General features: G+C 40.6%; 14 protein-coding genes. 9 read left to right on the top strand and 5 right to left on the bottom strand.

The window, feature by feature from the left end; genetic code table 11:
• Positions 1-10 precede the first annotated feature (10 nt).
• Positions 11-1,441: a deoxyribodipyrimidine photo-lyase gene (gene phrB / locus GTH24_RS00470; protein WP_164525834.1), complete on the top strand. Its 1,431-nt coding sequence runs from the start codon at positions 11-13 to the stop codon at positions 1,439-1,441.
• Between the two features lie 39 nt (positions 1,442-1,480).
• Positions 1,481-2,458, top strand: coding sequence for a glycosyltransferase (locus GTH24_RS00465; protein WP_164525833.1), 978 nt, complete (start codon positions 1,481-1,483; stop codon positions 2,456-2,458).
• Positions 2,459-2,519: 61 nt separating this feature from the next.
• Here the strand turns inward: GTH24_RS00465 and ppc are convergent, their stop codons facing one another.
• The 3 genes from ppc to metB all read right to left on the bottom strand — a co-directional run bounded on the left by ppc (position 2,520) and on the right by metB (position 9,685).
• Positions 2,520-5,156, bottom strand: a complete 2,637-nt coding sequence (gene ppc / locus GTH24_RS00460) for a phosphoenolpyruvate carboxylase (protein WP_164525832.1) — start codon at positions 5,154-5,156, stop codon at positions 2,520-2,522.
• A 920-nt stretch (positions 5,157-6,076) separates the two neighbouring features.
• Entirely contained in the window at positions 6,077-8,515 is a 2,439-nt protein-coding gene (locus GTH24_RS00455) for a bifunctional aspartate kinase/homoserine dehydrogenase II (RefSeq protein ID WP_072070622.1), read from the bottom strand.
• Positions 8,516-8,524: 9 nt separating this feature from the next.
• Positions 8,525-9,685, bottom strand: coding sequence for a cystathionine gamma-synthase (gene metB / locus GTH24_RS00450; protein ID WP_072070623.1), 1,161 nt, complete (start codon positions 9,683-9,685; stop codon positions 8,525-8,527).
• Between the two features lie 282 nt (positions 9,686-9,967).
• Here metB and metJ point away from each other — a divergent pair, with 282 nt between their 5' ends.
• Entirely contained in the window at positions 9,968-10,285 is a 318-nt protein-coding gene (gene metJ, locus GTH24_RS00445) for a met regulon transcriptional regulator MetJ (RefSeq protein ID WP_006534139.1), read from the top strand.
• Positions 10,286-10,489: 204 nt separating this feature from the next.
• On the opposite strand, the gene yjjJ is transcribed toward metJ, so the two are convergent.
• On the bottom strand, positions 10,490-11,794 hold the full coding sequence (gene yjjJ / locus GTH24_RS00440; protein ID WP_164526896.1) for a type II toxin-antitoxin system HipA family toxin YjjJ: 1,305 nt from the start codon (positions 11,792-11,794) through the stop codon (positions 10,490-10,492).
• Positions 11,795-12,006: 212 nt separating this feature from the next.
• On the bottom strand, positions 12,007-12,219 hold the full coding sequence (rpmE, locus tag GTH24_RS00435) for a 50S ribosomal protein L31 (protein ID WP_006534140.1): 213 nt from the start codon (positions 12,217-12,219) through the stop codon (positions 12,007-12,009).
• A gap of 203 nt (positions 12,220-12,422) precedes the next feature.
• Here rpmE and priA point away from each other — a divergent pair, with 203 nt between their 5' ends.
• From priA to GTH24_RS00405, 6 genes are all read left to right on the top strand, one after another.
• Positions 12,423-14,624, top strand: coding sequence for a primosomal protein N' (gene priA, locus GTH24_RS00430; protein ID WP_164525831.1), 2,202 nt, complete (start codon positions 12,423-12,425; stop codon positions 14,622-14,624).
• Positions 14,625-14,965: 341 nt separating this feature from the next.
• Positions 14,966-15,961 carry a DNA-binding transcriptional regulator CytR gene (gene cytR / locus GTH24_RS00425; RefSeq protein WP_231619373.1) on the top strand — a complete coding sequence of 332 codons (996 nt, stop codon included), beginning with the start codon at positions 14,966-14,968 and terminating at the stop codon, positions 15,959-15,961.
• 70 nt (positions 15,962-16,031) lie between these two features.
• Positions 16,032-16,829 (top strand): SPOR domain-containing protein, encoded by a 798-nt coding sequence (locus GTH24_RS00420; protein ID WP_115351272.1) that lies wholly within the window; start codon positions 16,032-16,034, stop codon positions 16,827-16,829.
• Positions 16,830-16,941: 112 nt separating this feature from the next.
• Positions 16,942-17,472, top strand: a complete 531-nt coding sequence (hslV, locus tag GTH24_RS00415) for an ATP-dependent protease subunit HslV (RefSeq protein ID WP_006534149.1) — start codon at positions 16,942-16,944, stop codon at positions 17,470-17,472.
• Positions 17,473-17,484: 12 nt separating this feature from the next.
• On the top strand, positions 17,485-18,819 hold the full coding sequence (hslU, locus tag GTH24_RS00410) for an HslU--HslV peptidase ATPase subunit (RefSeq protein WP_072070627.1): 1,335 nt from the start codon (positions 17,485-17,487) through the stop codon (positions 18,817-18,819).
• A gap of 97 nt (positions 18,820-18,916) precedes the next feature.
• Positions 18,917-19,834 (top strand): 1,4-dihydroxy-2-naphthoate polyprenyltransferase, encoded by a 918-nt coding sequence (locus tag GTH24_RS00405; RefSeq protein WP_072070628.1) that lies wholly within the window; start codon positions 18,917-18,919, stop codon positions 19,832-19,834.
• The last annotated feature ends 73 nt before the right edge of the window (positions 19,835-19,907 follow it).

Here is a 19,907-nt window from a genome sequence, read left to right as displayed (position 1 = left end):
GAGAGGTTACATGCACCCGTCCCCTGTTCATTTAGTTTGGTTTCGTAATGATTTAAGAGTGACGGATAACAAAGCACTCTTTAATGCTTGCCAAGATAAACACGCACAGGTGCATGCCCTTTTCACTATTACGCCTGAACAATGGAGAGCCCATCATATGGCTTTGTCATGTCAGGCGTTTATTCATGATGCATTACTTAATCTTTCGATATCACTGGCACAACTTAATATTCCACTAATATTAGTGATTAGCGACACTTATTCAAATGCCGCTAATGAAGTCGCGCGCTATTGTCAACAACATCAAGTTACCGCGCTTTTTTTCAATCACCAATATGCCCTTAATGAGCAATGCCGTGATAAAAAAGTGACAGAATTACTAGAGAACAAGACAACCGTTTATGCCTATCATGACAATGTGTTTATTCCACCAGGTAATGTAGTCACCCAACAAGGGGAGATGTATAAAGTTTTTACTCCCTTTAGAAATGCATTCTTGCGACTCTTTTTTTCACAAGATAACGCTTCGTTACCTATTCCAGAGATCAGAACACATCAAAAAGCGGTATCACCTTTAAAAGCTCCGCTGTTTTCAATTGAAAATACAAGTTCACCCTCTTTTATCGCTACTGAAGAAGAAGCACTTAAACGCTTAAAACAATTCTGTTATGAAAGCGTCCCACACTATGCAAAATGGCGAGACATTCCTGCAGTTGATGGCACAAGTCGATTATCCCCTTATCTCACTCATGGATTACTGTCTGTTCGCCAATGTTTTAATCGCCTATACCAAACAGAGCCTGATTTTCTAGAAAACAGCGCATCAGGTGCTTTTGTCTGGTTTAACGAATTAATTTGGCGAGAGTTTTATCAACACTTAATGGTGGCAAATCCTCATTTATGCAAACACATTGCCTTTCAGCTTTGGACAGAAAAAATTAATTGGCGCAATGATAAAGAGGAATTTAATGCTTGGGCACAAGGTTTAACCGGATTTCCTATTATTGATGCAGCAATGCGACAGCTTAATCATACAGGTTGGATGCATAACCGTTTGCGGATGCTCACCGCCAGTTTTCTCGTCAAAGATCTGTTAATTGATTGGCGGTGGGGTGAACGTTACTTTATGTCCCAACTTATTGATGGTGATTTCGCTTCAAATAATGGTGGCTGGCAATGGGCTGCATCAACAGGAACCGACGCAGTACCTTATTTTCGAATTTTCAATCCCACAACCCAAGGTCGTAAGTTTGATCCCGATGGCGAATTTATTCGTCATTGGCTTCCTGAACTAGCCCATGTGCCTAGTCGATATATTCACACTCCTCATGAGTGGGCAGCAAAAACTAATAATCCTCTCGATTATCCATTACCGATAGTTGATCACGCCAAAGCACGAATAAGTGCGATTGAGTCTTATGAAGAGGCAAAAAAAGGGTAAGATAGTAAAACTTTACTTATTGATAATTGGCTCAACCTTGTGAAAACACCCCAAATTTCTGTCATCGTTCCTATGTTTAATGAAGCGTCTCGTATTACGAGATTATTGGATAGTGTGATCACTCAAACTTTCACCGATATTGAAGTCATTATTATTAATGATGGTTCGACAGATAATAGTGCTGAAATCGCAACGTCTTATTGTCAAAAAGATGCGCGAGTGAAGCTTTATCATCAAACTAATCAGGGATTATCCAGCGCAAGAAACACGGGGTTAAAATATGCTAAAGGTGAATGGATAGTTTTTTTTGATAGTGATGATTTTATTAAACCTGAATTACTCGCACATTGGTATCAACTCGCCGTTACGCAACACGTTGATGTTTTAATTGGCAATGGCGAACGATTCAACCCAAATGATCTTAAAAAGCACCAAAGACCAATCCATCAACGACAGCCTTATCAAAAAGTCATAAAAGGTAGTGAGTGGATCATTTATGCCGTCGCTCAACATCAATGGCCTCATTTCGTTTGGTTGCAATTAATCCGACATGACTTAATAAAAAAATACCAACTGCAATTTACTGAGGGGCTTTATCATGAAGATATTATGTGGACAACGCAGTTAGCGCTTGTTGCAGAGCGAATAGGTTTTGATAACCACCCCCTCTACTATTACTGTGCTAATCCTGATTCGATTACACGTAAACCCGACCCACAAAAAGAAGCCAAGCGAACACAAAGTTATTTGCAGATAATCTTACAACTATTAAAAGAAGCCGATAAACAATCTGATCAGTTATTAGCAAAAGCACTCCGCCAACAGGCCGTTCGTGAATTAGGCAGTTTTTTTATTCTTTTTCGTAAATGTTGTGATGCAAAAAATCAAAAAATAATCGCAAAACAATTTTCTAGTTACTCTTTATTTTCCTCTCTCAATAAAGGGGTAACTGATTGGCATCAACGCTGGTTTATTTTTCGTGTTAACTGCATTTTATTTATCGCATCTTTAAAATAAATAAGCATAAAAAAAACAGCGCCTAATTAAGCGCTGTTTTTCATTTTTAACTCGCTCAGCACTAACCAGTATTACGCATACCCGCTGCAATACCGGCAATCGTCACCATTAGCGCTTGTTCAATACGGGGATCAGACTCGCTATGAGTACGAGAGCGCTGTAATAATTCAGCCTGAAGTACGTTTAATGGATCGGTATACACATTACGTAGTGCAATAGATTCCGCTACCCATGGTAAATCCGCCATTAAATGCTCATCTTTTGAAATTGCCAAGACACTCTTAATATCATCAGAAAGTTGTTGGCGTAATTTCGCTCCTAATGGCCATAAACGCTCTTCAACTAAACGTTGATCATAATATTCCGCTAACCATAAATCTGCTTTGGCATACACCATTTCCAACATAGCAATACGTGTATTGAAGAACGGCCAGTTCTCACACATATCGTCTAATACCGTTTGTTTTCCGCTATCGATTTCATGCTGTAATGCAGCACCAGCGCCTAACCAAGCAGGTAACATTAAGCGATTTTGTGTCCACGCGAAGATCCACGGGATAGCACGTAATGTTTCAACGCCGCCCGTTGGGCGACGTTTGGCAGGACGTGAGCCAAGAGGTAATTTTCCTAATTCCCCTTCTGGGGTTGCCGCCCTAAAGTAAGGCACAAAGTCTTCTTGCCCTCGAACATAATCACGATACATTGCACAAGAAACGTCAGACAATGAATCCATCACTTCAATCCAAGGGGCTTTGGGCTCTGGTGGTGGCAATAAATTCGCTTCTAAAATCGCGCCAGCATAGTGAGCAAGGCTACTGATTGTCACTTGTGGCAAACCAAACTTAAAGCGGATCATTTCACCTTGCTCAGTTACACGCAGGCCACCTTTCAAGCTTCCCGGTGGTTGGGAAAGTAATGCTGCATGAGCGGGTGCACCGCCACGACCAATAGTACCGCCACGTCCATGAAATAGTGTTAATGTTACACCTGATTTTTCACAGAGCTTGATCAACGAATCTTGAGCACGATATTGTGCCCATGACGCAGCCATCACACCTGCATCTTTTGCAGAGTCTGAATAGCCAATCATCACCATTTGCTTATCATCAATTAAATCGCGGTACCACGGAATATCAAACAAACGCGTCATCACGCTTTCAGCGTTATTTAAATCTTCAAGTGTTTCAAATAACGGAGCAACAGGTAAGCGAATATCCGCACCCGCTTCTTTTAATAAAAGTTTTACTGCTAATACATCAGAAGGCACTTTTGCCATTGAGATAACATAAGACGCGATAGAATCTTTTGGTGATTGTGCAATAACACGGCAAGTCTCAAATACTTCTTGTGTCGGAGCACTAGGCTGCCAATTTGTAGGAATAAGAGGGCGCTTAGAGTTTAATTCTTCTAGTAAGAATGTTTGCTTTTGTTCTTCCGACCAAGTTGCATAATCGCCCAACTCTAAATATTGTGTTAATTCAGAGAGCGCTTCCGTGTGATTGGTACTTTCTTGGCGAATATCCAGTTTAACCAGTTGTAAGCCAAAACAACGGATACGACGTAATGTATCCAACAGTTGCCCATTGGCAATAATACGCATACCGCACTGAGTCAGCGATTGATAACACGCATACAGTGGTTCCCAAAGCTCTGCATTATCAATTAATAGCCCTTCAGGTGGTAGCGATTGTTGGCCTTTAATACGTTGTTCTAAATAATCACGAGTCACTTGTAAGCGAGTACGTAACTGTTTAGCAATTTCACGATAAGGCTCTGCAACATCAGCACCACCCGCCAATTCACGTAATTCAGGTGTACTTTCTGTCATCGAAAGTTCTGAAACAAGGACTTGGATATCATTTAAGAATAAATCAGCGGCTTTCCAACGGCTTAATAGTAAGGCGTGGCGTGTGATCTCAGCTGTAACGTTTGGGTTACCATCACGATCTCCTCCCATCCATGATGTAAAACGAATAGGTGAGGCTTCTACAGGTAAGTTGTAATCTATCGATTCTTTAAGCTGTTCATTAAATTCACGTAAGAAAGCGGGCACGCCTTCCCATAAACTATTTTCAACAACAGCAAAACCCCATTTTGCTTCATCAATTGGCGTTGGACGGATTTTTCTAATTTCATCTGTGTGCCATGATTGAGCAACTAACTGGCGTAAGCGACGCATAATATTCGTGCGTTCATAATCGGCTAAATCATCATGGTCGAGTTGAGATAAACAAGTATTCACTTCAACCAGCTTATGGATCAGTGTACGACGTGCAATTTCGGTTGGATGGGCCGTTAATACCAGCTCAATAGAGATTTGTTCTACGGCTTCTTTTAATTGTGCATCCGTAAAATTTTTATCTTTCAGTCGAGAGATTAATTTTGCCAATGCCACCGGATTACTCGCGGCTTCACCATGAGGTGAAATGCTATGGTATTGTTCGGCTACATTCGTCAGGTTCAAGAATTGATTGAATGCTCTAGCAACGGGTAATAATTCATCATTAGAGAGATTTTGTAACGTGAGTAACAGCTTTTGTCGCTGTACTTCATTACCTGCTCGTGATGATTTAGATAATTTTCGAATAGATTCAACCTTATCTAAAATTTCTTCACCAAGTGCTTCTTTTATCGTATCTCCAAGTAGCTTGCCAAGCATACTGACATTGCTACGCATAGCAGAATATTGTTGATTCATGAGACTCCTGACCTTGTCTTTGTGGCGGTAACAACATGCATCTTCCTATTAGAAAAGTCATGTCCTCCCAGTTGTGTAATTAACTTTCATTTCTAATGTGACTTTATTTTGATTTTTGTGATAAGCCACACTGCTTTTTTTACTTAGCCTACTATTCATATCAGAAAATAATCGTTTTGGGGGATTTTTCTGAAATTTAATTACGACTTTAGTCTTATAAGAATGGCTAATATTCGTGTTGTTTTGGCTCAATTTTGCCAAGAATAAGGACATTTTTTCGTTTCTTATCTACTAAGAAGAGTTTTTTACTAGAAAGGAGAGAATATATGAAAATTTATCTGGCGAAAAATTTAGATGATTTTTTTTAATATTGATAATTTGTCTGGTCTGTTTTTGCTTTTTAGCTTATTTCTCTGATGTGTTATAGCCAATAGCGCTATCTCATATCTTTATTTCCTTATCTTTTACATTTTTACTCGATTAAATTTTCCGATTAAAATTTTCATAAGATAAAAACGAATAAAGCGCTGAAAAATCAGCGCTTTAAATTAAGAATAACGAATTGTTTTTTCAGTAAATTAAATTGTCTGTTGTAAAACACGTGGTAAATCGAATTGTACTCTTAATAACGTTCAAACACGTTGTAACTGTACTTCAACTTCCACTCAAGACGCTTAAATTTCACATCATGAGCTACTGACAATAGTTCTCTTTAGCTTGATGGTTCACCTCCGTCATTTCATTTCTTAGTGGGACAATCTGTCTTACTACTTTTGACATCAATCGCTCCTTTGTGACTAGAGATACTTCAAGTATAGCCAATGAATTTAAAAAAATTGAGTGATATGACACAAAAATGACAAAAGGTTATCAGTACAAAATAACTCGCTGATAACCTTAATAAAAAAGAAATAATTAAATTATAATAATTGAGAAAGACGGTTTAAATCTGATTGAATTGCGCCAGCGGTCACATCTCTTCCTGCTCCCGGCCCTCTTATGACCAATGGGTTATCACGATACCAACGACTTTCAATCGCAAACAAATTATCTCCAGGTAACAATGATGCCAGTGGATGATCTTTTCTCACTGCTTCCACACCCACCTTGGCTTTTCCATTGGCATCAAAACGCGCGATATACCTCAATACCATATCCATTTCATTTGCTGCGGCTAATCGCTGTGCCATCTGCTCATTGATCAACGCGCTGTTATCAAAGAACTCTTCTAGCGACCCCGTTTCAGCTTGTACAGGCACTAAAGATTCAACTCGTACTTGCTCTGGCTCGATGTCATAACCCGCTTCACGAGCAAGAATAACCAGCTTGCGCATTACATCTTGTCCTGATAAATCAATTCGTGGATCAGGCTCTGTTAACCCTTGTTGCCATGCTTGTTCTACCAATTCACTAAACGGCACAGAGCCATCAAATTGTAAGAATAACCACGATAATGTACCTGAAAAAATACCACTAATTGATAAAATAGAATCGCCACTTTCACGTAAATCGCGCACTGTATAGTTAATCGGTAAACCTGCGCCTACAGTGGCGTTATATAGCCAATGACGGCCAGTTTTAGAGAAGGCGTCTCGTGTGGTGCGATAGCGCAAACTTGATGCAGAGCCTGCAATTTTATTAGCGCTAATAACATGAAAACCATAGCTGGCAAAATCTTCATAAGATGCAGCAAGGGACTCATTCGCTGTAATATCAACAATCACTAAATCATCATAAGGATGCGCTCTCATCCAAAGATAAAGTGATTCTTCAGTATGTTCTGTTGCTTCTTCATCAAAGAAAGCCAAGGCACGACTAGGATCAATGCCTTGATAATCAAGTAAACTACGGCGACTATCAACGACACCAGCAAGAATAAATTCAAAATCACTGCGTGCGGATAACGGCTCTTGTTCTCGAGCAAAAAGCTCTAACCAACGAGAGCCAATATTGCCTTTACCAAACAACACTAAACCAATTTGTTTTTCAGCTCTAAATAATGTTTGGTGTAAACCTTGTAATAGATGCTCAGTATAATTGCGCAATACAGCAACTAAGCTGATGTTATCTTCAGCATGCCAAATAAATTCAACCGGTTGATCTTTAAGTTGCTGATAAAAACGGTGGCAATGTAGTGGATTTTTACACACACCGGCCCCAACTAATGCCACTAAAGAAAACCCTTCACGTAAATGTAATTTACCCGGCAAAACTGCATCTTGTAATACATCTAAAGCACTGTTAGCCACTTCACTGGTATAACAAAGTTGTAAAAGTTGGCTATCTTTATCCACACCCGTTGCTAAAGGACGAATTTGCGCACGCTTAAGCAATTCATCAACTTCTTTTGCTACTTGCTCAAAGTTTTGATGAGATGAGAGTTGTAGCTCAATTAAACAAACATCGTCATGGCTTGTGACTATCTTCGCGCCAGTTCCTGATGCTAAGACACGTTCTATGCGAGTAGAACCCTGCTCTGGTTGATAACTACAACGAAGTTGCAAATCAATGTTACTACCTGATACGGGTTGCAATGTCCGTGTATGTAAAACTGGGGCGGCTAAACGCGCCAATTCACTGGCTTCATCTAAGCGTAATAAAGGTAATAAGCAGGCATCTTTAACTTTACGTGGATCAGCGCTATATACCCCCGCAACATCACTCCAAATTGTTACTTTTCCGACATCAGCTAACGCACCGACTTGTGTCGCTGAGTAGTCACTACCGTTACGACCCAATAAAACGGTTTCACCTTGTTGGTTACGACTAATAAAACCCGTTACTACAAAACGGCTTTCAGGATACTTGGCTAATAATGATTGCAATAATGGTCGAGATAACGTTTCGTTCACTTGAGGTTGTGCGGCTCTTTCTGCACACAGAAATTCACGAGCGTCTAACCAAACACTTGGTAAACCTTGTTCAGTCAGTAATTTTGCCATTAATTTTGCAGACCAAATTTCACCATGACCAACAACTTCGGCATAAGTCGCATCTGTAATAGGCTTATCAAGCAAATAACTCAAACGTTCGAGATCAGCAATAAAGGATTGAGAGAGAAGTTCGGCATTCTCTTTTGAAAGAAGTCCTTCGATTAAGGATAATTGGTAACGTCGTAATGTTTGCTGAACTTGATGCGCTGAAATGCGATCACTTTGACTTAGTTTGAGCCAGCTAATTAGCTGATTAGTTGTTGAACCTGCTGCTGAAACAACCATAAGATCATTAGGTTGGCTATAGTTTGTCATGATATTCACGACACGTTGATAACATTTTATGTCTGCAAGACTGCTACCACCGAATTTATGTAACTGGCGGCAAATCGGTTCCGCCTGTTGTTTAATTGCCACTACGCTCATGATCCATGGTTACCTTTTAGTTGCTGCATCAAACGCACTTTGCAAATCGTTAATTAAATCCTGACTATCTTCAATACCTACAGAGATCCGAAGCAATGAGGAACTTATTCCTGCTGTTATTTTCGCCTCTTCTGACATGCCTGCATGTGTCATCGTGGCAGGGTGACAAATTAAGGTTTCTACCCCACCTAAAGATTCTGCCAGTGTAAAGAGTGTTAATTGAGATAAAAAGAGTTTAATCACTGCCAATCCCCCTTTTAACTCAAAACTTAACATCGCACCGAAACCTTGCTGCTGTTTTTTTGCTATTTGATGGCCTGCATGATTTTCCAGTGCGGGGTAATATATTTTCTCGACTAAAGGTTGTGTCTGTAAAAATGCCACTAATGCCTGTGCATTTTCTTGTTGAAGTCGAATTCGTGGCACGAGTGTTCTTATACCTCGTAATAATAAATAGCTATCAAACGCGCCAGATGTAACACCGATATTATTTGCCCACCAGCTTAACTCCTCAAGCAATTTCTGACTCTGACAGATAACAACACCTGCCACAATATCAGAATGTCCGTTAAGATATTTTGTGCAGGAATGCACAACAATATCTGCGCCTAATGTTAGCGGCTTTTGCAAAACAGGACTCATAAACGTGTTATCCGCCACCACTAAAGCTCCTTGATGATGAGCCAATTCACTGATCTTTTGAATATCCGTTATTCTCAGTAATGGGTTGCTAGGAGTCTCAATAAAAACAATTTTAGGCTTGTGAGCTAAAGCTTGTTGTAATGCGACATCATCATTTTGATCAACAAAAATGACACGATAAGCGCCACGTTCTTGTTGACTATTAAACAGACGATAACTCCCCCCATAACAGTCATGAGGTGCAACAATGACATCACCTGGTTTAAGAAAAACTGTGCAAATTAAATGAATTGCTGACATTCCACTACTTGTGACAACTGCGCCTACGCCACCTTCTAGCTCAGCTAATGCTTTTTGCACCATATCGCGAGTGGGATTGCCACGGCGAGAATAATCATGTTCGCGAGGCTGATTAAATTCTAAAAAATTATAGGTACTAGAAAGATAGATAGGCGGTACTACACAACCAAATTGTGAGTCTTCATTTAGCCCATTATGGATAGCAATTGTTGCTGTTTTCTTCGTCATACAGGCACCTTGTCACAGAGATAAGTGGGAAAGTCGACAACAGCATATCTAATTAGACACCAAGACGTCAATACATCTAGACATCTAAACTCCTTTACGGATAGATTAAGTAATGGAATAATACATGAATTAAGGATATCGCCAGTGATAATTACTTTTTCTCTCACCTTCAGTCAGAAGAGTCGGTGGTTTTAGAAAAGTCATGATAAACTGGTATTGCCCATCAGAATGCGGGTTAACCCTATTCTGACTTCAACTAAATGATATTAATTAAGGTAATCCATGGCTGAATGGAACGGTGAATATATCAGCCCTTACGCTGAGCATGGCAAAAAGAGTGAGCAAGTTAAGAAAATCACAGTTTCAATTCCGTTGAAAGTGTTGAAAATTTTGACCGATGAGCGCACTCGCCGTCAGGTTAATAACCTAAAACATGCAACCAATAGTGAATTATTGTGTGAAGCATTTTTGCACGCATTTACCGGACAGCCTCTCCCAAATGATGAAGACTTACGTAAAGAACGTAACGATGAAATCCCTGAAGAGGCAAAAGAAATAATGCGCCAGCGCGGGGTTGATCCCGATACTTGGGAGTATTAATCAGCGTCAATTTATTGACTCATTGCTTGATTAACACGAACAAAAAAGCCCAAAGCAAAAACTTTGGGCTTCAGATTATGACAACCCCCTTGGTTTTACTCGAAGGGGGTTATTTAGATATACATCGAAGATTTTTCCCATCAGTTATCTGCGTCAAACACAGCAATGCATTATCTTAACTTAATTTTTTAAGTCTATTTATCATTATCCTAGGCGAGATATACGCGAACTTGCTTCATCAAGATGACTACGTAATGCTTTAAGGCATGGCGAAAAATTGTCGGAAAAACAATTACAGCTATTAGCTAAAGTATAAAACTGCTCGGCTAACTCTAAACATTCCTGCCAGATTTCACCGCTGATCCCATCAAGTAATGTTACTGGGCGAAGCGTATTAACTATTTCACCACCAGACTTAGGCGCAAATCCCATTGGTAAAATATCGTAGGCAGGTGAAAGCGCATATGGGCGACCATGGCTACTGATAAATGATAAATTGCCATGGTGCATATCAGTATTTCCAATCAACATACCAAATGCCCAGCGGCGTGCTGTGCTAATCGCAGCATCAGGATGAACACGTTTTTGCTTAATTAGCTCATTAACTAACACAGGCCAAGGCTCTCTTGCCCTTCCTATAAACTCAGCATCTAGTGCCTGTAAAGAAAAAAGTCCTATGCGACCTAGTGAACCTACACGATCAAATCGTGGAATTTCAAGGAAGCGTTGTCCTTCAAAATCAAAAACTTCCGTTTCAACTCCAAGCACTTTTAATGCAAGATGCTCAGCTTGAAGCAGATCACGCCAACGCTCACTAACTGCGTTATCATCGGAAGCCGTAAATTTTACGATAACATGGCCTTTCTCTGTATAGGTGCAAAATTTGGGCTGTTCCCCACCTGCGGATGAACCAGGATCCTCTCCCGAACTAACAGCTCGTGCTAATGTGGGGTAAGTTTTAGCGCGCTCAACAATTTTTGGTGTCTGCATACCCAGAAATTGATCTCTAGCTTGCTCTCCTATTAACAAATTTCCCACAGCATCATGCCCATGAGCCAGTAAAGCTCTGATTATATCTGTATCAGACCAACGATCTGGATTTTGGGGCAAACCAAGCTCAGACGAATAAGCAGAAGCATAAGCTCTCCCAAGATATCCTTGGGGACGCATATCCAATAACCACCACGGCAAACCTTCACTATATCGGTTCACATTATCTATCCGCTCCATAACAAAACCTTCTGGGAAAACTGGCGTCAGTTTACCTAGAGGCTTAACTTTACCTTCTTCATTTATGCGATAAATAGGTACTGAATTGAACCCACGGAAAATATCACGTAAAGCATATTGAATAGAAAATCCAGAACCAATCCGAACAATATCATCACTCAGAGTATTTAATGCCCGTGACAATGTTGGCTGACTAATATTCATAATATCAGTAAGTTGCCTTGATGCACTAGGTCCATTACGTAGTATTTTTCGTATCATTTCAGAGCGTATTGTCATGGCATTAATTACTTTATGAATAGATAAATGAATAGATTTGTGAATAGATAACTTATCAGTTGTAATCTGGCTTGTCACTACCAAAACCGTTATCTAAAAAGAAAAGGCTTTACCCATAAAAAAAGCCCAAAGCAAAAACTTTGGGCTTTTCTTCAATTCCAAACTGTCCGCAAGATATTAGGCTTTGCTGATATCTTGTGACAACAAATATCTTATTTGCTGCCTGGGATTTTGAAACGTTTGTTGAACAGATCAACACGACCACCGGTTGCAACATCACGTTGTTTACCAGTATAGAATGGGTGGCATTTATCACAAACGTCCAGATTCAGGTTGTGACCTGCTGTGGAGTTGATTTTCATAACGTTACCGCAAGAACAAGATGCAGTAATTTCTTCGTATTTAGGATGGATATCTTTTTGCATGGAAAACCTCTACTAAGGCCGTGTCGCCATTCAGCCCACAGCCGAACACCACACGTCGTGTTGATTGAAATTAAGTGTCTGGTAATTTATCTACCAAAGGGGGCGGATCATACAGAATATCCACTAAACGCGCAATGAAATCTGCACACTTTTTGTGATATTCTTAACGCTACCTTTTCGCTAAAACACTCGGAAACCCTGATATGACTATAGTTCAGGTAATTTTACCTGTACCACTGTTCTCCTCCTTTGATTATCTGTTACCAGAAGAGATCAATGCGCCTGTTATTGGCTGTCGGGTGATTGTTCCTTTTGGGAATAAACGCCGTTCTCTTGGCATTGTCAAAGGGCTCAGCACACATAGTGAGTTTCCTATCGAAAAGCTAAAACCTATTGAGGAAATTCTCGACACTGAAACACTCTTCCCGGGTGTACTGTGGGATATGTTAAATTGGGCTTCCGCATATTATCACTACCCTTTAGGAGAAGTATTATTTCATGCCATGCCTATTTTATTACGACAAGGCAAACCGGCTGAATTTACTCCGTTATGGCAATGGTATGCCACAGAAGAGGGAGCTAATCTCGACCTTAACAGTTTAAAAGGGGCGAAAAAACAACAACAAGCCTTAGCAGCACTTCGTCGTACACCTTTATATCGTCACCAACTTGATGAATTCGATATCACCACGGCAACACTCAATAACCTAAAGAAGAAAGAGTTTGCAGACTTACGCCCAATACAACCGGCCCCCATACATTGGCACAATGATTTTGCAGTGCAAGGCGAACGATTTAAATTAAATACTGAACAAGCTATCGCGGTTGGTGCCATTACGGCTCAAGCTGATCAATTCTCACCTTGGTTATTATTAGGGATCACTGGTTCAGGCAAAACAGAAGTTTATTTAAGTGTATTAGAAAAAATTCTCGCACAAGGTAAACAAGCCTTAGTTCTAGTACCTGAAATTGGCTTAACACCTCAAACTATTCGTCGTTTTAAAGCCCGTTTTAATGCCCCTGTAGATGTTTTACATTCTGGATTAAATGATACAGAACGCTTAGCCGTTTGGTTACGAGCCAAGCGTGGTGATAATGCGATTATTATTGGCACACGTTCAGCACTTCTGACTCCTTTTCAACATCTTGGTATTATTATTATCGATGAAGAGCACGACGGCTCTTATAAACAACAAGATGGTTGGCGTTACCATGCTCGTGATTTAGCGGTATTCCGTGCAAAACAAGAAAATATTCCTATTGTGATGGGAACAGCAACGCCATCTATTGAGACCAGTTTTAATGTTGAACAAAAGAAATATCAGCAATTAACACTCACCCAACGAGCAGGCAATGCGAAGCCAGCAACCGAACACTTGATTGACTTAAAAGGACAACCACTTACAACAGGGCTGTCTCCTATTCTTATTAAAGCGATAAAAGAGCATCTGAATGCAGGAAACCAAGCCATGCTCTTTTTAAATCGTCGCGGATTTTCACCCGCATTGTTATGCCATGAATGCGGGTGGATAGCAGAATGTCCTCGCTGTGATCACTATTACACACTACATCAAAAACATAGCATGTTGCGTTGCCATCAATGTGATAGTCAACGACGAATTCCAGCGCAATGCCCACAATGTGGTTCAACTAATTTAATGCCTGTAGGGTTAGGAACAGAGCAACTTGAGCAAGGGATTGGTGAGTTATTTCCTGATACGCCTGTAACACGAATTGATAAGGATACCACCAGCCGTAAAGGGGCTTTAGAGCAACAACTTGAAGATATTTACCAAGGTGGCTCCCGCATTCTTATTGGTACACAAATGCTAGCCAAAGGGCATCATTTTCCGGATGTGACTTTAGTGGCTTTATTAGATGTTGATGGCGCTCTGTTCTCCAGTGATTTTCGCGCGGCCGAACGCTTTGCCCAGCTTTATACACAAGTATCAGGTCGTGCTGGCCGAGCAGGTAAGCAAGGCGCCGTATATTTACAAACTCACCAACCTGATCACCCACTTTTATTAACGCTATTAGAGAAAGGCTATGATGCTTTTACCAAAGAAGCCTTACAAGAGCGACAAGCCACCTTCTTACCGCCTTATTCCAGCCATATAATGATCCGTTCAGAAGATCATAATAACCAACGTGCGCCTCAATTTTTACGGCAACTCAAACAGTTTTTTGAACAGCACCCAATGCGAGATCCCCATTTATGGGTTATGGGGCCTGTTCCTGCTATTCAAGCTAAACGTGGAGGGAACTATCGTTGGCAATTATTACTACAACATCCTTCGCGGGGCTATTTACAAAAATTAATGTCTGTCACTTATCCTCAAATTGTGGCTTTACCTGAAAGTAAGAAAGTAAAATGGAATATTGATGTTGACCCAACAGATTGTTGATCGTCTATTTATATCTATTTGAATATATTTTAGCCATCTTTATGTTGATAATAAAATTCTGATTAAATACTAGTTACAGTTCAAGACTATTTATCAATTTTGCGAACTAACTCATAAAAACGATTGGTATCACACTTTTTATGCAAACTAGGTAACAGTATCTATTTAAAAAGCGGGTAGAATAACAATTTAGAATATTTCTCGAATTAAAACCGTCGATAAAATCTTTTTTTGAACACCGGCGGTTTTTTTGCAAATAAAAAAGCAATCGTTTAACTAAACCATCCAAAAGGGAGGTATGGGGTTTGCAACAGAATAATAAAGATAATACGCAAGCAACAATGAAAGATGTTGCCCTTGCAGCCGGCGTGTCCACAGCAACCGTGTCACGTACTTTAATGAATCCGGAAAAAGTATCCTCACAAACCCGTCAGAAAGTTGAACAGGCTGTTCTTGACGTGGGCTATTACCCACATAACCTGTCAAAAAATCTTAAGCGCAATGAGTCAAAAACGATCCTTGTGATCGTCCCTAACATCAGTGATCCTTTTTTTACTGATGTTGTGTGTGGCATTGAAGAAACTGCGGCACAACATGGTTATCTCGTTCTTATTGGTGATTGTAAACATCAGCAAAAACACGAAAATGCATTTATTAATCTCATTATCACCAAACAAATTGATGGTATGTTACTTCTTGGTTCACATATTCCTTTTGATGTTTCCAAAGAAGAGCAGAAAAATTTACCTCCAATGATTATGGCGAATGAATTTGCGCCTGAGCTCGAATTACCTACTGTCCATATCGATAATCTCACTGCATCTTTTAGAGCAACGCACTATTTACAACAAATGGGGCATAAGCGTATTGCTTGTATTACAGGTCCTGAAGATATGCCTTTATGCCGTTATCGTTTGCAAGGCTATATTCAAGCAATGCGTAGAACAGGTGTACCTTTACGTGAGGATTATATTATTCGTGGTGATTTTACCCATGAAAGCGGTGCAGAAAGTCTGAAAAAGCTAATTTCTTTACCTGAACCACCGACAGCCGTATTTTGCCATAGCGATATTATGGCAATTGGTGTGATGTGGCAGGCTAAAAAATTAGGATTGGAACTACCAAGAGATCTCTCTGTAATTGGTTTTGATAATCTTGATATCACACGTTATAGCGAACCCGCACTAACTACGATGGAACAACCTCGTTATGAAATTGGACGTCAATCTATGTTGTTATTGCTCGATCAATTACAAGGTAGGCCTGTTGCACCTGGTTCTCGTTTATTAGATTGCGAGCTAATTATAAGAGATAGTGTCTGTCAGCTTAAAAGCTAGGCAAAACACACTATGTTAAGTAACATATCGTTCGTGATACCAATTCCTTTAATTATCAGCGAATCGAACTGTGGCACAACGAGACTATGTGGGACGAGGGCAGACATCTGCTCGTCGCAAAAAAACAACGAAAAGTAAAAGTAAAAAGGCTGCTAAAGGGTTGCCTTTAACAACACTTATCACGGCAATCGCAATTGTGGCGCTGTTTATCGGCGGCCTCTATTTTATTACGCATAATAAAAAAGAAGCCGTAGAAACAGAACCGGCAATCACTGGGCAGCATCCAGCGAATAGTTTACCGCCTAAACCGCAAGAGCGTTGGCAGTACATTAAAGAACTGGAAAATCGTCAGGTGGGCACACCTCTATTGCCCGAATCGCCCTCTTCAGGTAGCCAGATTAATCCGAAAGCAACACTTTCACCTGAGCAACTGAGATTTTTACAACAAATTGAAGCAGATAAACGTCAACCTGCTGTTCAGTTACCCGAAGTCCCTTACAATGGGGAAGTTCCGCGCTCGCAAGTGGTAGTAACACCACCAGCAACACCCCAGCCTTCTGTTGTTCAACAACCAACACAGGCTCAACCAGAGCAAGCGCCTGCACCTACTGTTGTTACACCGCCTAAACCGGCTGTTATTGAAGCAAAATTTTTAGTGCAATGTGGCTCATTTAAAAATACAGAGCAAGCTGAATCAGTAAGAGCAACACTGGCTTTTTCTGGCGTTGAAAGTCGAGTAACAAAAGGCAATGATGGATGGATACGCGTATTATCAGGCCCTTACAGTAAAGAACAAGCCAATTCAGTAAATAGACAAGCCGCCGGTGCTGGCGTATCAGGTTGTATTCTTCGCTCTTCTGGGGGTTGAAAAATAAATTTTCTCCCCCACCTATAATTCTAATTCACATAACGGGCAGTGCTATATTTCAAATATAGCTACTTCCCGTCTCATTTTTATTGATTAAACCAGGGGCTGACTCATGACTACAATCGTAAGTGTTCGCCGTAAGGGCCAAGTTGTAATCGGTGGTGATGGACAGGCGACGATGGGTAATACCGTCATGAAAGGCAATGTTCGCAAAGTACGCCGTCTTTATAACGACAAAGTCATTGCGGGATTTGCTGGCGGCACTGCTGATGCTTTTACTCTTTTTGAACTGTTTGAACGCAAATTAGAACTTCACCAAGGGCATTTAACCAAAGCTGCGGTAGAGCTCGCAAAAGATTGGCGTACAGATAGAATGCTGCGCAAATTAGAAGCGCTACTTGCTGTTGCGGATGAAAACACATCCCTTATCATCACGGGTAATGGTGATGTTGTTCAACCAGAAAACGATTTAATTGCTATCGGTTCTGGTGGCCCTTATGCACAAGCAGCGGCAAGAGCTATGCTAGAAAATACTGAACTTTCTGCACGCGAAATCGCTGAAAAAGCGCTGAGTATCGCTGGAGATATCTGTATTTACACTAACCATAATGTCAACTTTGAAGAACTCTCTTCAAAAGAGTAAGGATTTGAGAGCATGTCTGAAATGACTCCTCGCGAAATAGCCAGCGAACTTGATAGATTTATTATTGGTCAAGATAAAGCGAAACGTGCTGTGGCAATTGCCCTACGTAACCGCTGGCGTCGTATGCAGCTCGACGAAGCGCTGCGCCATGAAGTAACACCTAAAAATATTCTGATGATTGGCCCTACTGGTGTGGGTAAAACTGAAATTGCACGTCGTTTAGCAAAATTAGCCAATGCACCTTTCATCAAAGTAGAAGCAACTAAATTCACAGAAGTGGGTTATGTGGGTAAAGAAGTTGATTCTATTATTCGCGACTTAACCGACTCTGCGGTCAAAATGGTGCGTAGCCAAGCGATTGATAAAAATCGTTTCCGTGCTGAGGAAATGGCTGAGGAACGCATTCTTGATGCACTTATTCCACCTGCAAAAAATAACTGGGGTGTCACAGAGCAAGCCTCTGAACCTTCAGCCGCTCGTCAATCTTTCCGTAAAAAATTACGCGAAGGTCAATTAGACGATAAAGAGATTGAAATTGAATTATCTGCAACACCAATGGGTGTTGAAATCATGGCTCCTCCAGGAATGGAAGAGATGACAAATCAATTACAATCTATGTTCCAAAATTTAGCTGGGCAGAAACAAAAAGCACGTAAGATGAAAATCAAAGATGCGTTTAAGCTGATTGTTGAAGAAGAAGCCGCTAAATTAGTTAATCCTGAAGAGCTTAAACAACAAGCTATTGATGCAGTAGAACAACACGGTATTGTCTTTATTGATGAAGTAGACAAAATCTGTAAACGTGGCGGTCAAAGTTCTGGCCCTGACGTTTCTCGTGAGGGTGTACAACGTGACCTCTTACCACTGGTTGAAGGTTGTACAGTTTCAACAAAACACGGTATGGTAAAAACAGACCATATCCTGTTTATTGCGTCAGGTGCTTTCCAAGTTTCCAGTCCTTCTGATTTAATTCCTGAGTTGCAAGGACGTCTGCCAATTCGCGTTGAACTTCAAGCGCTGACAGCAGAAGATTTTGAGCGTATTCTTACTGAGCCTAATGCATCGTTAACAAAACAGTATGAGGCTTTAATGGCAACCGAAGGGGTTTCTATTAGCTTTACTGAAGACGGTATTCGCAAAATTGCTGAATCAGCATGGCGTGTAAATGAAACGACCGAAAACATCGGTGCTCGTCGTTTACATACTGTTTTAGAACGCTTAATGGAAGAAATATCCTACGATGCAAGCGAACGACAAGGTCAATCTATATTGATTGATGCAGAATATGTGAAACAGCATCTGGATGAGCTTGTAGCAGATGAAGATCTGAGTCGATTTATTTTATAATCAACTTGTGCGATCCTTATCAGCAATATTTACGTGGGAGGCTTGCCTCCCATTCTTATTTTTATAATAACAACGAACATGAGTATCGAATTTCAGCATGAGCTCTCTAAATTCCACTAGCCGGACTCAAGCCTGGCTTGAAAGTTTACGACCCAAAACACTGCCTTTAGGGTTAATTGCCATTGTGACCGGTTCCGCATTAGCGTATTGGATGGGGCATTTTGAGCTACCTATTGCACTACTTGCTATTTTGACAGCGGGTACATTACAAATTCTATCAAACCTTGCTAATGACTACGGTGATGCAGTAAAAGGCACTGATACAGAAGAGCGTTTAGGGCCACTTCGTGGAATGCAAAAAGGCGTAATAACAGCAGCTCAAATGAAAAAAGCACTGATCCTTAATGTTATTATTTCCTGTATCTGTGGTATTGCACTGATTATTGTCGCCTGTAAAAAGCCAGAAGACGCTATTGGCTTCTTAGTGATGGGATTACTCGCCATTGTCGCAGCCATTACCTATACCGTAGGCCGACGTCCTTATGGCTATATGGGATTAGGTGATATTTCTGTCTTAATATTCTTTGGTTGGTTAAGTGTCATCGGAACTTATTACTTACAATCTAACACCTTCGATATTGTCACCCTACTTCCAGCTACAGCCTGTGGTTTACTGTCTGTCGCCGTTCTAAACATTAATAATATGCGCGATTTAGAAAGTGATATCCAAGCGGGTAAGAATACATTGGCCGTTCGCTTAGGCCCTGCTGGCTCACGAACTTACCATACCTGCGTCATTTTTCTCTCTATTGCTTGCTTAATTATCTTCTCGCTTCTATATATGCACCGCTGGACAGCATGGCTATTCTTACTCGCAACACCAATGCTTTTATTGCATATTAAACGTGTTAATGCCGATCATTCTGGCGAAGCGATGCGCCCTTTACTTGAACATATGGTAAAAGCAGCACTACTCACTAACGTGCTCTTCTCTTTAGGTTTAGTTTTAGAATAATTTAGCCCGATTGTTGATTTGACTCACTGAATTTTCAGTGAGTCTTTTGCCAACAGCCCCTGTTAAGGGATAT

The organism is Proteus vulgaris, assembly GCF_011045815.1.
Lineage (GTDB): Bacteria > Pseudomonadota > Gammaproteobacteria > Enterobacterales > Enterobacteriaceae > Proteus > Proteus vulgaris_B.
This window is presented reverse-complemented; position numbering and strand designations above follow the sequence as displayed.

Bases quoted from the DNA above. Each gene is read 5' to 3' on its own strand.
- phrB (WP_164525834.1), top strand. From the start codon at position 11: ATGCACCCGTCCCCTGTTCATTTAGTTTGGTTTCGTAATGATTTAAGA.
- ppc (WP_164525832.1), bottom strand. From the start codon at position 5,156: ATGAATCAACAATATTCTGCTATGCGTAGCAATGTCAGTATGCTTGGC.
- GTH24_RS00455 (WP_072070622.1), bottom strand. From the start codon at position 8,515: ATGAGCGTAGTGGCAATTAAACAACAGGCGGAACCGATTTGCCGCCAG.
- metB (WP_072070623.1), bottom strand. From the start codon at position 9,685: ATGACGAAGAAAACAGCAACAATTGCTATCCATAATGGGCTAAATGAA.
- metJ (WP_006534139.1), top strand. From the start codon at position 9,968: ATGGCTGAATGGAACGGTGAATATATCAGCCCTTACGCTGAGCATGGC.
- yjjJ (WP_164526896.1), bottom strand. From the start codon at position 11,794: ATGACAATACGCTCTGAAATGATACGAAAAATACTACGTAATGGACCT.
- rpmE (WP_006534140.1), bottom strand. From the start codon at position 12,219: ATGCAAAAAGATATCCATCCTAAATACGAAGAAATTACTGCATCTTGT.
- priA (WP_164525831.1), top strand. From the start codon at position 12,423: ATGACTATAGTTCAGGTAATTTTACCTGTACCACTGTTCTCCTCCTTT.
- cytR (WP_231619373.1), top strand. From the start codon at position 14,966: ATGAAAGATGTTGCCCTTGCAGCCGGCGTGTCCACAGCAACCGTGTCA.
- hslV (WP_006534149.1), top strand. From the start codon at position 16,942: ATGACTACAATCGTAAGTGTTCGCCGTAAGGGCCAAGTTGTAATCGGT.
- hslU (WP_072070627.1), top strand. From the start codon at position 17,485: ATGTCTGAAATGACTCCTCGCGAAATAGCCAGCGAACTTGATAGATTT.
- GTH24_RS00405 (WP_072070628.1), top strand. From the start codon at position 18,917: ATGAGCTCTCTAAATTCCACTAGCCGGACTCAAGCCTGGCTTGAAAGT.